The sequence below is a fragment of the Enterobacter sp. BNK-13 genome (genome assembly GCF_048685015.1).
Taxonomy (GTDB): Bacteria; Pseudomonadota; Gammaproteobacteria; order Enterobacterales; family Enterobacteriaceae; genus Enterobacter; species Enterobacter quasiroggenkampii.
In genome coordinates this window covers 3,438,574-3,451,521 of sequence record NZ_JBLQTP010000001.1, presented here as the reverse complement: position 1 = coordinate 3,451,521, position 12,948 = coordinate 3,438,574, and the positions used below count along the sequence as shown (strand labels likewise).

Here is a 12,948-nt window from a genome sequence, read left to right as displayed (position 1 = left end):
GCGCTGTATAAAAATTGCGCAGATAAGGGTGTTCATTTATGATGCATTTCTTATCACGGACTGATGTACCCAAAGAAAGAGATGTTGGCGTGTCCAGCACGCAGTTTGTTAATGATGTAGCCGTGATAAAGAGGTCGTAATGCCAGGCAGCACCTTGTTTAAAGCGTTTGTTTTGTTTATTGCCCTTTGGGCGCCCGTCACTCACGCAGACTCCGGTTGGCAACCCGTTCAGGAAACTATCCGTAAGAGCGAAAAAGATACCCGTCAATATCAGGCTATTCGCCTTGATAACGGGATGACCGTGCTGCTGGTTTCCGACCCACAGGCGGTGAAATCCCTGTCGGCATTAGTGGTGCCGGTTGGGTCGCTGGAAGATCCTGATGCTCATCCTGGGCTTGCACACTATCTGGAACATATGACGCTGATGGGGTCAAAAAAATACCCGCAGCCAGATAGCCTGTCCGAATTTCTGAAGATGCATGGCGGCAGCCACAATGCCAGTACGGCGCCGTACCGCACCGCCTTTTATCTCGAAGTTGAAAATGATGCGCTGGAAGGGGCGGTCGATCGCCTCGCTGATTCCATCGCCGCGCCGTCGCTGGATAAAAAATACGCCGAGCGTGAACGCAATGCGGTGAATGCCGAGCTGACCATGGCCCGCACCCGAGACGGTATGCGCATGGCGCAGGTCAGCGCCGAAACCATCAACCCTGCGCACCCGGGCTCGCGCTTCTCCGGGGGTAACCTGGAAACCTTGAGCGACAAACCGAACAGCCCGGTGCTGGATGCCCTGCACGCGTTTCGCGATAAATACTACTCCGCCAACCTGATGAAGGCGGTCATCTACAGCAATAAACCGTTGCCAGAGCTGGCAGCCATGGCGGCCAAAACCTTTGGCCGGGTGCCGAATAAAAATATCGACCTGCCGCAAATAACCGTTCCGGTGGTCACGGATGCGCAAAAAGGCATCGTGATCCACTACGTTCCTGCCATGCCGCGTAAAGTGCTGCGCGTGGAATTCCGCATTGATAACAATACGGCGCAGTTTCGCAGTAAAACCGATGAGCTGGTCACCTACCTGATTGGTAACCGTAGCCCGGGTACGCTGTCTGACTGGCTGCAAAAGCAGGGGCTGGCGGAAGGCATTCGCGCCGACTCCGATCCGGTTGTGAACGGCAATAGCGGCGTGCTGGCGATCTCCGCGACGCTGACCGACAAAGGACAGGCCAACCGCGATGAAGTTGTGGCGGCTATCTTTAGCTACCTCGCTTTGCTGCGCGAGAAAGGCGTCGATAAACGCTATTTTGATGAACTCGCGCACGTGCTGGATCTCGATTTCCGTTACCCATCCATCACCCGCGACATGGACTATGTGGAGTGGCTGGCGGATACCATGATCCGCGTGCCGGTGGAACATACTCTCGACGCGGTGAATATTGCCGACCGGTACGATGCCGGGGCGGTAAAAGCCCGCCTGGCGATGATGACGCCGGAGAATGCCCGCATCTGGTACATCAGTCCGAACGAACCGCATAACAAGACGGCGTATTTTGTCGATGCCCCTTATCAGGTGGATAAAATCAGCGCTCAGACCTTCGCCGACTGGCAGAAAAAGGCCGGGGAGATTGCGTTGAAGCTGCCGGAGCTGAACCCCTATATTCCGGATGACTTCTCGCTGATCAAAACGACGAAAGATTACCCGCACCCGGAACTCATCATTGATGAGCCCACGCTGCGCGTCGTGTATACCCCAAGCCGCTATTTCGCCAGTGAGCCTAAAGCCGATGTCAGCGTGGTGCTGCGTAACCCGAAAGCCATGAACAGCGCCAAAAATCAGGTGATGTTCGCGCTCAATGACTATCTCGCCGGTATCGCGCTCGATCAGCTCAGCAACCAGGCCGCCGTGGGCGGGATCAGCTTCTCCACCAATGCCAATAACGGTTTGATGCTTAATGCAAACGGCTATACCCAGCGCTTGCCTCAGCTTTTCCAGGCCCTGCTGGAGGGCTACTTCAGCTACACGCCGACGGAAGAGCAGCTTGAGCAGGCTAAATCCTGGTATGCCCAGATGATGGATTCTGCCGAGAAGGGCAAGGCTTACGATCTGGCCCTTATGCCAGCGCAAATGCTGTCGCAGGTTCCTTATTTCCAGCGTGAGGATCGCCGCGCGCTGCTGCCTTCCATCTCCTTAAAAGACGTGCTCGCGTACCGCGATGCGCTGAAAACCAACACGCGTCCGGAGTTCCTGATCGTCGGCAACATGAGTGAGGAGCAGGCCAAAACCCTGGCGGAGAATGTTCGCACTCAGCTCGGCTCTAAAGGCGACGAGTGGTGCCGCAACCAGGACGTGCTGGTTGAGAAAAAACAGAATGTGATTTTTGAAAAGGCGGGCAACAGCACGGATTCCGCGCTGGCCGCGGTCTTTGTGCCAACGGGCTATGATGAATTCGCCAGTTCAGCGCAGAGCGCCGTGCTGGGACAGATTATTCAGCCGTGGTTCTATAACCAGTTACGCACAGAGGAGCAGCTTGGCTACGCGGTGTTTGCCTTCTCCATGAACGTCGGTCGTCAGTGGGGGCTTGGTTTCCTGCTGCAAAGCAGCGATAAACAACCGGCGTATCTCTGGCAGCGTTACCAGGCCTTCTTCCCGCAGGTGGAAGCAAAACTGCGCGCCATGAAGCCGGAAGAGTTTGCCCAGATCCAGCAGGCCGTCATCGCGCAGGTGATGCAGCCGCCGCAGACGCTGGGTGAAGAAGCCTCGCAACTGAGCAAAGATTTCGATCGCGGTAATCTGAAATTTGATTCGCGTGATAAAGTAGTGGCCGAGATAAAACAGCTGACGCCGCAGAAGGTTGCCGACTTCTTCCATCAGGCGGTCATTAAGCCGCAGGGAATAACCATCCTGTCTCAGGTTTCCGGTAGCCAGAACGGGAAAACGGAGTACGTAAACCCGAAAGGCTGGAAAGTCTGGAAGAGCGTCAGCGCGCTGCAGCAATCTATGCCCTGGAGTAAGAAAGAATGACCGATACCGCTGAGTCCCTTGATCCCTTACGTTTACCTCTGCAGGGTGAACGATTGATTGAAGCCTCAGCGGGAACCGGAAAAACCTTCACCATCGCCGCCCTCTATCTGCGCCTGCTGTTAGGGCTTGGCGGCAACGCTGCTTTTCCACGTCCTTTGAGCGTGGAGGAGCTGCTGGTGGTGACCTTCACCGAGGCCGCTACCGCGGAGCTGCGGGGCCGTATTCGTACCAATATCCACGAGCTGCGCATTGCCTGTCTGCGTCAGAGCACGGATAACCCCCTCTACGCCAGCCTTCTGGAAGAGATTGCCGATAAGCAGCAGGCCGCCCAGTGGCTGCTGCTCGCTGAACGGCAGATGGATGAAGCGTCCGTCTTTACCATTCACGGTTTTTGCCAGCGCATGCTGAGCCTGAATGCGTTCGAGTCCGGTATGCTGTTCGAACAGCAGCTCATTGAAGATGAGTCCGTGCTTCGCTATCAGGCCTGCGCGGATTTCTGGCGTCGCCACTGCTACCCCTTACAGCGTGATATCGCCGAAGCGGTACATGCGTTATGGAAAGGCCCGGAAGCGCTGCTGCGCGCGATCGATCGTTATCTGCAGGGGGAAGCGCCGGTCATTAAATCCCCACCGCCGGCAGATGAAACCCTGGCCTCACGGCATGAAAAAATCATCGCGAAAATTGCGGATATCAAGCAAAAATGGATGGAGTCAGTCGGCGAGATTGACGCCATTATCGAAAATTCCGGGATTGACCGTCGCAAGTTCAACCGCGGCAATCAGGCAAAATGGATCGACAAGGTCAGCGCCTGGGCGCAGGAAGAGACGCGGGGCTATCAGCTCCCGGATGCGCTGGAGAAATTCTCCCAACGTTTCCTGGCTGAGCGGACCAAAGCCGATGGCATTGTGCCTGAGCATCCGCTGTTTGTGGCGATTGAAACCCTGCTGGCGGAGCCCCTTACGCTCAACGATCTGATGATCACCCGCGCCATGACCGAAATTCGTGAAGCCGTGGCGCGCGAGAAACGCCGCCGGGGTGAACTGGGTTTCGACGATATGCTGAGCCGCCTGGATGCGGCGCTGTGCAGTGAGAATGGCGAAGCGCTTGCCGCCGCGATTCGCACCCGCTTCCCGGTCGCGATGATTGATGAATTTCAGGACACCGACCCTCAGCAGTACCGCATTTTCCGCCGTATCTGGCGCCAGCAGCCCGACACCGCGCTGCTGTTAATCGGCGATCCCAAACAGGCCATCTACGCCTTCCGCGGCGCGGATATTTTCACCTATATGAAAGCCCGCAGCGAGGTTGACGCGCATTACACGCTCGATACTAACTGGCGCTCCTCTCCCGGCATGGTGGAAAGCGTCAACGCGCTGTTTAGCCGTATGGATACGGCGTTTATGTTCCGGGAGATCCCGTTTCAGCCGGTAAAATTTGCCCCGAAAAATGCCTCGCTGCGCTTCGAGTTTAACGGCGTGACGCAGCCTGCCATGAACTTCTGGCTGCTGGATGGGGAAGGCTGTGGCGTTGCCGACTATCAAAATGCCATGGCCCAGCACTGTGCCGCGCAAATCCGTGACTGGCTCAGTGCCGGGGCGCGGGGCGCGGCGCTGCTGTGGAAGGGGGATAACCCCACCCCGGTAAAGGCATCGGATATTACGGTGCTGGTTCGCAGCCGTCAGGAGGCCGCATTCATCCGCGACGCCCTGACGTTACTGAATATCCCCTCCGTCTACCTCTCGAACCGTGACAGCGTCTTTGAAACGCTTGAGGCGCAGGAGATGTTATGGCTGCTGCAGGCCGTGCTGGCCCCGGAGCGGGAAAGCACGCTGCGCAGCGCATTAGCCAGCGCGATGCTCGGACTGAACGCGCGCGATATTGATACCCTCAACAATGACGAAGCCGCGTGGGATGCCGTGGTAGAGGAGTTTGTGCGGTATCGCGAAAAATGGCAGAAGCGCGGCGTGATGGCGATGGTGCGCGAGCTCATGGCTCAGCGCCACATTGCGGAGAATATGCTGGCTACCGCAGGCGGGGAGCGGCGTTTGACCGATATTTTACACATCAGCGAACTCTTGCAGGAAGCGGGTACGCAGCTGGAGAGCGAGCACGCCCTGGTGCGCTGGCTGGCGCAGCAGATTGCCGATCCGAACAGCAATTCCTCCAGCCAGCAGATGCGCCTCGAGAGTGATAAACATCTGGTGCAGATCGTCACCATTCACAAGTCGAAAGGTCTGGAATATCCGCTGGTCTGGCTGCCGTTTATCGCCAATTACCGCGTGCAGGATCAGGCTTTTTACCACGATCGCGAGTCTTTTGAGGCGGTGCTCGATCTCAGCAACGCGGAGTCCAGCGTTGAGCTGGCAGAGGCCGAACGTCTGGCGGAAGATTTACGCCTGCTCTACGTGGCGCTAACCCGCTCGGTCTGGCACTGCAGCCTGGGTGTTGCGCCGCTGTTCCGGCGTCGGGGCGAAAAGAGCGGGGAGAGCGATTTTCATCTGAGCGCGCTGGGGCGGCTTATTCAGCAGGGTGAACCCAAAGACGCGGCGGGCCTGCGCCAGTGCATCGAATCCCTTTGCTCTGAGCATGTTGCCCTGCATATTCCTTCGCTGCCCGACAACAGCCGCTGGCACATGCCAGAGCCGCACGAGTCAGATCTCCATGCCCGTCGGGTGATACGCACTATTGCGGACGACTGGCGCGTGACCAGCTACTCCGGCTTACAGCAGCACGGGCAGAGTATTGCGCAGGATCTGATGCCAAAACTGGACGTGGATGCCGCAGGCGCCGGTAGCGTACCCATTGAGCCGGTGCTGACGCCGCACCAGTTCCCGCGCGGCGCCTCGCCGGGCACGTTTTTGCACAGCCTGTTTGAAGAACTGGATTTTACCCAGCCGGTTTCCGAAGAGTGGGTGCTAAAGATGTTACAGAGCGGTGGTTACGACGCGCAATGGCAGCCGGTTCTCACCGACTGGATCCGCGCGGTTCTGCATGCTCCGCTCACCGCGCAGGGGATCTCGCTTAGCCAGTTGACCGCCAAAGATAAGCAGGTGGAGATGGAGTTTTACCTCCCCATCGCCAGCCCGCTCAGGGCCGAGGCGCTTGATGCGCTGATCCGCGAGTACGATCCGTTATCCGCCGGATGCCCGCCTCTGAACTTCCGCCAGGTACAGGGGATGCTAAAAGGCTTTATCGACCTTGTTTTCCGCCACGAAGGGCGCTACTACCTGCTGGATTACAAATCGAACTGGCTGGGCGAAAACAGCGAAGCCTATACCCAACAGGCGATGGCGTCGGCTATGCAACTGCATCGCTACGATCTGCAGTACCAGCTTTATACCCTGGCGCTGCACCGTTACCTGCGCCATCGTATTGCCGATTACCGTTACGACGCGCATTTTGGCGGCGTGATTTACCTGTTCCTGCGCGGCGTGGATGCCAACGACCCGCGTTCCGGCGTCTTTAGCACGCGTCCGGCTGTGGAACTGATTGAAAAAATGGATAACCTGTTTGCTGCAGGCACGGAGGAGGTGGCATGACTATGCAGGCGCTACTGATGGACGCGGTTGAACAACGATTACTGCGCCACCTGGACGTGCAGTTTGCCATGATGGTGGCAGGCGAGGAGCCTGCCGTCATGCTTGCCGCCGCCATTCTGAGCAAAGACGCGGGGGAGGGGCACGTATGTCTGCCGCTGTCGCGTCTGGCGGTGGATGAGAAAACGCCTCCGGCTTTACAGGCGTGTTTCGCGCTGCTGGGTGACGCCGTGGACTGGCAGGCGATACTACGCCGTTCGCCTGCCGTGAGCGGAGCCGATACCGGGACGCCAATGATTCTGGTCGGCGAGCGTTTGTATCTTAACCGGCTGTGGCGTAACGAACTGACGGTGGCGCGCTTCTTCAGCGAGACCAACGCGCCGCTTCCCTGCGATGAAACGCGGCTCCGGCAAACGCTGGATGCGCTGTTTTCCTCTGACGAGGCGACTGACTGGCAGAAAGTGGCGGCTGCCGTGGCCTTAACGCGACGGATCTCGGTGATTTCTGGCGGTCCGGGCACCGGGAAAACGACCACCGTGGCAAAACTGCTTGCCGCGCTGATTCAGCTCTCGGGCGAGCAAAAGTGCCGTATTCGCCTGGCGGCCCCCACCGGTAAAGCGGCGGCGCGTCTGACGGAGTCGTTAGGCGGCGCGCTGCAAAAGCTGCCGCTTACCCGGGAGCAGCTTGCGCTTTTCCCCAACGAAGCCAGCACGCTACACCGTTTGCTTGGCGCTCAGCCAGGTAGCCAGCGTCTGCGCTACCATGCCGGTAATCCGCTGCACCTTGACGTGCTGGTGGTGGATGAAGCGTCGATGATTGACCTGACGATGATGTCGCGTTTGATTGATGCGCTACCGCCGCACGCGCGCGTCATTTTTCTCGGCGATCGTGACCAGCTTGCCTCCGTGGAGGCGGGAGCCGTACTGGGCGATATCTGCACCTATGCCAGTCTGGGATATACCGCTGAACGCGCTCAGGAGCTCGCCCGTCTCACCGGATGTACGCTCACCTCTGAAAGCCACTCGCTTGCGGGCGCGCTGCGCGACAGCCTGTGTCTGCTGCAGAAAAGCTACCGTTTCGGCAGCGATTCCGGCATCGGCCAGCTTGCGGCGGCCGTAAACCGGGGAGACAGGCACGCCACCTCCGCGGTGTTTGCCGGAACCTTTACGGATATTGAGAAAAAATCGCTGGAAAGCGGGGAGGCGTATCAGGCGATGCTGGATGACGCCCTGCAGGGGTACCAGCACTTTCTGACGGGCGTACAACAGCAGCGTCCGCCGGAGCAGGTCATTGCCGCGTTTGGTGAATATCAGCTGCTCTGTGCGCTGAGGGAAGGTCCCTTTGGTGTCCGGGGCCTGAACGACAGGCTGGAACAGTTGCTGGCGCAAAAGCGTAAAATTAACCGTACCCCGCACTCGCGCTGGTATGAAGGGCGGCCGGTGATGATTTCCCGTAACGACAGCGCGCTGGGGCTCTTTAACGGGGACATCGGGATTGCGCTCGACTGCGGACAGGGCCTGCGCGTCTGGTTCCAGATGCCGGACGGGAGCGTGAAGTCTTTCCAGCCCAGCCGCTTGCCCGAGCATGAAACCGCCTGGGCGATGACGGTGCATAAATCCCAGGGCTCCGAGTTTAACCACGCGGCGCTGGTCCTGCCCACGCAGCTTTCCCCCGTCATCACCCGCGAGCTGATCTATACCGCCATTACGCGCGCGCGTCAGCGCCTGTCACTGTATACGGATGAACGCGTGCTGGTGCAGGCGATAGCCACCCGCACGGAACGCCGAAGCGGGCTGGGCGCGATATTTGAGTCACTCTGAACGAACGCCCTCGCCGCACGGTGAGGGCGTCGTATCATCCCAGGTCCGCCATCAGCACTTTTGAACGGCGCTGATAGTTGTACATCTCTTTCTTCGTTTCCGGCAGGGAGTCAATATCCACCGGCGTGAACCCGCGCTCCTGGAACCAGTGAATGCTGCGCGTCGTCAGGACGAACAGCTTGCTCAGCCCCATCTGGCGCGCCTGTGCCGCCACGCGCTCAAGCAGCATTTCACCGCGTGAAGAGCTGCGGTAATCAGGATGCACCGCCACGCAGGCCATTTCACCGATCTTCTCTTCCGGGAACGGATAGAGCGCGGCGCAGGCGATGGTCAGGTTATCGCGCTGAATAATGGTGAATTTGTCGATCTCCATCTCCAGCTGCTCGCGTGAACGACGCACCAGAATACCCTGCTGTTCCAGCGGGCGGATCAGTTCCAGAATACCGCCGATATCGTTGATGGTGGCGCGGCGTATCTGCTCCGCGCTCTCCATGACAATCTGCGTACCAATACCGTCGCGGGAGAACAACTCCTGCAGCAGGGCGCCATCTTCCTGATAGCTGATCAGGTGGCTACGGCGCACGCCGCTGCGGCAGGCCTTCACGGCGCCACGCAGGAAGCGGACGGTGCCGGAGTAGTAATCGCCTTCAGCTTCCAGCGCCTCCACGCGGGCCTGGGCTTCATTCGGGAAGAGTTCCGGCACGATCGTTCCTTCATCGTTCACGACGCCCTGGGAGGAGCAGAACCCAATCATTTTTTCCGCCTTCAGCTTGATCGCCAGCTGCGTGGCGATCTCTTCTGAGGTGAGGTTAAAGCTTTCGCCGGTCACTGAAACGGCGACCGGGCCCATCAGGACGATGGCTCCGCTGTCCAGCTGGCGGTGTATGGCTTCTTCATCAATACGACGAATGCGGCCGCTGTGGCAGTAATCTACGCCATCGTCCACGCCGAGCGGCTGGGCAATGATGAAGTTGCCGCTCACGACGTTGATATGCGCGCCCTGCAGCGGCGTGTTGTTCAGGCTCATGGACAGGCGAGCGGTAATATCCAGCTGCAGCAGACCTGCCGCCTGCTTCACCAGCTCAAGGGTTTTGGCATCGGTGACGCGGGTATGTTTGTGGTAAATCGGCTCGTGCTGGTGAGCGGCCAGGTTGGCGTCGATCTGCGGGCGCGCGCCATAGACCACCACCAGGCGGATCCCCAGGCTGTGCAGCAGGCCAATGTCATTGACGATGCTGGAAAAATTTTCATGCTCAATGGCTTCGCCGCCAAGCATGATGACAAACGTTTTTCCCCGATGGGCGTTGATATAGGGAACAGAATGGCGGAATCCCTGGACCAGTTCGGTTCTACGTTCCTTCACCATGGCACAACCCTTAATGAATGTTTATTCGTAATTTCTGTATTTTTATTCGATTGTGGCCGCGTGTGCAAGCGCAAATTTTCCGCGACCCACAGAAAATGATAAGTAATCCGTGCGTTAGCGTATGATTGTTTACCCTTTTATAGATGACAGTTTATGAGTCATTCGTTAAAGTTTTCGGTCAATCTGGAGATTTTGTATATCAGTCAGTGTTCTTGCTCGGGAGAAGCATGTCGGGATCCAATTCAGCAATAAGCCGCCGCCGTTTGTTAAAAGGGGCCGGGGCAATGTGGTTGCTTAGCGTCAGTCAGGTCGGTCTTGCCGCCACCAGTCAGGTCGTGGCGGTGCGCGTCTGGCCATCGTCGACCTATACGCGCGTGACGGTCGAATCCAATCGCGTGCTGAAATATAAGCAATTTGCCCTCAGTAACCCGGAACGTGTGGTGGTGGATCTCGAAGGCGTTAATCTCAACTCCGTGCTGAAAGGGATGGCGGCGCAGATCCGCGGCGACGATCCGTTTATTAAATCGGCGCGCGTCGGGCAGTTCGATCCGCAAACCGTGCGCATGGTGTTTGAACTGAAGCAGAACGTGAAGCCGCAGCTTTTTGCCCTGGCGCCTGTCGCGACGTTCAAAGAGCGCCTGGTGATGGATCTCTACCCGGCCAATGCGACGGATATTCAGGATCCGCTTCTCGCTCTGCTGGAGGACTACAACAAGGGCGATCTGCAGCGTCAGGTTCCGCCGGCGCAAAGCGGTCCGCAGCCGGGGAAAGCAGGGCGCGATCGTCCGATTGTGATCATGCTCGATCCAGGCCACGGCGGCGAAGACTCCGGTGCGGTGGGGAAATACCGCACGCGTGAAAAAGACGTGGTCCTGCAAATTGCCCGTCGTCTGAAGGCGCTGATTGATAAAGAAGGCAATATGCGCGCCTATATGACGCGCAATGAAGACGTCTTTATTCCGCTGAAGGTCCGGGTGGCGAAAGCGCAGAAGCAGCGCGCAGATTTGTTCGTCTCAATCCATGCGGATGCGTTTACCAGCCGTCAGCCAAGCGGCTCGTCGGTGTTTGCGCTCTCAACCAAAGGCGCAACCAGTACCGCCGCGCGATACCTGGCGGACACCCAGAACGCCTCGGACCTGATCGGTGGCGTGAGCAAAAGCGGCGATCGCTACGTCGACCACACCATGTTCGATATGGTGCAGTCGCTGACCATTAACGACAGCCTGAAGTTTGGTAAAGCGGTGCTGGGCAAGCTGGGCAACATCAATAAGCTGCATAAGAACAGCGTTGAACAGGCCGGGTTTGCGGTACTCAAGGCGCCGGACATCCCGTCCATCCTCGTTGAAACCGCGTTTATCAGTAACGTGGAAGAGGAGCGTAAGCTCAAGACGGCAAAATTCCAGCAGGAAGTGGCGGAGTCGATTCTGGCAGGGATTCGTGCGTATTTCTCTGACGGGGCGACGCTGGCGCGGCGCGGGTAGATCTTTTGGCCGGGTTTACGCCCGGCAAATTCACAAACGACAGATACAAAAAAACACCCTTAAGGGTGTTTATTGTTTTAGAAGTGTTGGTTGCGGGGGCCGGATTTGAACCGACGACCTTCGGGTTATGAGCCCGACGAGCTACCAGGCTGCTCCACCCCGCGTCCGTCTTTCTACTCTTGTAGAAGCTTACTTCTTCAAATTTGATTGGTTGCGGGGGCCGGATTTGAACCGACGACCTTCGGGTTATGAGCCCGACGAGCTACCAGGCTGCTCCACCCCGCGTCCGTCTTTCTACTGTCGTAGAAGATACTTCATCAAATTTTAATTGGTTGCGGGGGCCGGATTTGAACCGACGACCTTCGGGTTATGAGCCCGACGAGCTACCAGGCTGCTCCACCCCGCGTCCGTGGATGCGCACTATACTCGGATAGGTTTGTGATGCAACCCCTTTTTCACATTTATCATGATTTTGTATGCAAATTGAACGACATGGCGCTGTTTGGACTATTTTTTGCGCAAAATTTGCCAAAGGGCATGCGATCGCATTTCATTAGCCCTGGCGGTTTGTTATCTTCATCACGCGGAAATGGGCAACTTAAAGACGAGACAGAATGAAAGGACGTTGGGCGAAGTATCTGATGGCGGGCGCAATGGTAGCGATTCTTGCGGCCTGTTCTTCCAAACCGACCGATCGCGGTCAACAGTATAAAGACGGGAAGTTATCCCAGCCTTTCTCTTTAGTTAATCAGCCTGATGCTGTCGGCGCACCGATTAATGCCGGTGATTTCTCCGAGCAGGTCTACCAGATCCGCAACGCGTCACCGCGTTTATATAGCGCACAGAATAACGTTTATAGCGCGGTACAGGACTGGCTGCGGGCGGGCGGTGATACGCGCAACATGCGCCAGTTTGGTATCGACGCCTGGCAGATGGAAGGGGCCGATAACTACGGCAACGTTCAGTTTACCGGCTACTACACCCCGGTTATCCAGGCGCGACACACGCGTCAGGGCGAATTCCAGTACCCTATCTACCGTATGCCGCCTAAACGCGGTCGTCTGCCGTCGCGTGCCGAAATTTACGCCGGTGCGCTGAGTGAAAATTACGTTCTGGCCTACAGCAACTCGCTGATGGATAACTTCATCATGGACGTTCAGGGCAGCGGCTATATTGATTTTGGCGACGGTTCACCGCTTAACTTCTTCAGCTATTCCGGTAAAAACGGCCACGCCTATCGCAGTATTGGCAAGGTGCTGATCGACCGCGGCGAAGTGAAGAAAGAAGACATGTCGATGCAGGCGATCCGCGAGTGGGGCGAAAAGCACAGCGAGGCCGAGGTGCGTGAGCTGCTGGAGCAGAACCCGTCGTTCGTCTTCTTTAAACCGCAAAACTTCGCGCCGGTGAAAGGGGCGAGCGCGGTACCGCTGATTGGCCGTGCGTCGGTGGCATCGGATCGTTCGATTATTCCTGCGGGCACCACGCTGCTGGCAGAGGTCCCGCTGCTGGACAACAACGGCAAATTCAACGGCCAGTATGAGCTGCGTCTGATGGTGGCGCTGGACGTCGGCGGCGCGATCAAAGGTCAGCACTTCGATATCTATCAGGGCATTGGCCCGGATGCAGGCCACCGTGCAGGCTGGTATAACCACTACGGACGCGTGTGGGTACTGAAGGCCGCACCGGGTGCCGGGAACGTATTCAGCGGCTGATTGTGGTATTC

Annotated in this window: 6 protein-coding genes and 3 tRNA genes; 5 read left to right on the top strand and 4 right to left on the bottom strand. The window is 57.7% G+C overall.

Features of this window, described 5'->3' with window-relative positions:
- Nucleotides 1–139: 139 nt before the first annotated feature.
- From ptrA to recD, 3 genes are read left to right on the top strand one after another with little or no spacing between them, the layout of a single operon-like run.
- The gene (gene ptrA, locus ACMGGQ_RS16600; protein ID WP_420290295.1) at nucleotides 140–3,022 is read left to right on the top strand and encodes a pitrilysin; all 2,883 of its coding nucleotides are present in this window, start codon (nucleotides 140–142) and stop codon (nucleotides 3,020–3,022) included.
- Nucleotides 3,019–6,561 carry an exodeoxyribonuclease V subunit beta gene (gene recB, locus ACMGGQ_RS16595; protein ID WP_420290294.1) on the top strand — a complete coding sequence of 1,181 codons (3,543 nt, stop codon included), beginning with the start codon at nucleotides 3,019–3,021 and terminating at the stop codon, nucleotides 6,559–6,561. Before ptrA ends, recB begins: the two co-directional genes overlap by 4 nt.
- Nucleotides 6,558–8,378, top strand: coding sequence for an exodeoxyribonuclease V subunit alpha (gene recD, locus ACMGGQ_RS16590; protein WP_417929624.1), 1,821 nt, complete (start codon nucleotides 6,558–6,560; stop codon nucleotides 8,376–8,378). Before recB ends, recD begins: the two co-directional genes overlap by 4 nt.
- Nucleotides 8,379–8,412: 34 nt before the next feature.
- Here recD and argA read toward each other — a convergent pair whose 3' ends face one another.
- Nucleotides 8,413–9,744, bottom strand: coding sequence for an amino-acid N-acetyltransferase (gene argA / locus ACMGGQ_RS16585; protein WP_069720011.1), 1,332 nt, complete (start codon nucleotides 9,742–9,744; stop codon nucleotides 8,413–8,415).
- Nucleotides 9,745–9,971: 227 nt separating this feature from the next.
- On the opposite strand from argA, the gene amiC reads away from it, so the two are divergent.
- Nucleotides 9,972–11,225: an N-acetylmuramoyl-L-alanine amidase AmiC gene (gene amiC / locus ACMGGQ_RS16580; RefSeq protein ID WP_021242006.1), complete on the top strand. Its 1,254-nt coding sequence runs from the start codon at nucleotides 9,972–9,974 to the stop codon at nucleotides 11,223–11,225.
- Between the two features lie 87 nt (nucleotides 11,226–11,312).
- Here amiC and ACMGGQ_RS16575 read toward each other — a convergent pair.
- The 3 genes from ACMGGQ_RS16575 to ACMGGQ_RS16565 form a co-directional block, all read right to left on the bottom strand.
- Nucleotides 11,313–11,389 (bottom strand) — tRNA-Met (locus ACMGGQ_RS16575).
- A 44-nt stretch (nucleotides 11,390–11,433) separates the two neighbouring features.
- Nucleotides 11,434–11,510, bottom strand: a tRNA-Met gene (locus tag ACMGGQ_RS16570).
- Nucleotides 11,511–11,554: 44 nt separating this feature from the next.
- A tRNA-Met gene (locus ACMGGQ_RS16565) sits at nucleotides 11,555–11,631 on the bottom strand.
- Between the two features lie 208 nt (nucleotides 11,632–11,839).
- Between ACMGGQ_RS16565 and mltA the strand changes: the two genes are divergently transcribed.
- Nucleotides 11,840–12,937 (top strand): murein transglycosylase A, encoded by a 1,098-nt coding sequence (gene mltA / locus ACMGGQ_RS16560; protein WP_021241890.1) that lies wholly within the window; start codon nucleotides 11,840–11,842, stop codon nucleotides 12,935–12,937.
- Nucleotides 12,938–12,948: the final 11 nt, after the last annotated feature.

Bases quoted from the DNA above. Each gene is read 5' to 3' on its own strand.
- ptrA (WP_420290295.1), top strand. From the start codon at position 140: ATGCCAGGCAGCACCTTGTTTAAAGCGTTTGTTTTGTTTATTGCCCTT.
- recB (WP_420290294.1), top strand. From the start codon at position 3,019: ATGACCGATACCGCTGAGTCCCTTGATCCCTTACGTTTACCTCTGCAG.
- recD (WP_417929624.1), top strand. From the start codon at position 6,558: ATGACTATGCAGGCGCTACTGATGGACGCGGTTGAACAACGATTACTG.
- argA (WP_069720011.1), bottom strand. From the start codon at position 9,744: ATGGTGAAGGAACGTAGAACCGAACTGGTCCAGGGATTCCGCCATTCT.
- amiC (WP_021242006.1), top strand. From the start codon at position 9,972: ATGTCGGGATCCAATTCAGCAATAAGCCGCCGCCGTTTGTTAAAAGGG.
- mltA (WP_021241890.1), top strand. From the start codon at position 11,840: ATGAAAGGACGTTGGGCGAAGTATCTGATGGCGGGCGCAATGGTAGCG.